General features: G+C 62.4%; 1 protein-coding gene. It reads left to right on the forward strand.

Annotation, left to right across the window (positions count from 1 at the left end):
- Window positions 1-124: 124 nt before the first annotated feature.
- On the forward strand, window positions 125-603 hold a 479-nt coding region (locus tag FPZ47_RS27855; RefSeq protein WP_428321258.1), incomplete at its 3' end, for a transposase.

A 603-nucleotide genomic window follows, 5' to 3' on the forward strand; every position in this document is an offset into this window, starting at 1 on the left:
TGTCATTCCATCTGTGTAAGTCCGGGGTGGTCCATCATCGGACCGCCGTTGGGCGGAGCAGAAGGAGTGTTTTGTGATGAAGACCACGCAGGCGTTGGCTGAGGAGAAGACGGCGGCGCGGCGGCTGGCGGAGACGTTCACGACGGAGACGCTGGATTCGCTGATCAAGGATGCGGTGAAGTCGGGGACCCCGATCGACGGCGCGGACGGTTTGCTGAACCAGTTGACCAAGGCGGTGCTGGAGCGGGCGCTGAATTCGGAGTTGACTCATCATCTGGGCTATGAGGCCGGCGATCCGGCCGGGCGCGGGTCGGGCAATTCCCGCAACGGCACGACGCCGAAAACCGTGACCACCGTCAACGGGCCGGTGCAGATCGATACGCCGCGCGATCGTAACGGTTCGTTCGAGCCGGCGATCGTGCCGAAGAAGACGCGCCGGCTCAACAACATCAATTCGGTGGTGTTGTCGCTGTATTCACGGGGAATGACGACCCGCGATATCGAGGCGCACTTGGGCGAGGTGTATGGGGCTGCCGTGTCGCGGGAATTGATCTCCAATATCACCGAGGTCGTCGTCGATGAGATCAAGGCCTGGCAGTCGCG

It is taken from the genome of Mycobacterium helveticum (assembly GCF_007714205.1).
Taxonomy (GTDB): Bacteria; Actinomycetota; Actinomycetes; order Mycobacteriales; family Mycobacteriaceae; genus Mycobacterium; species Mycobacterium helveticum.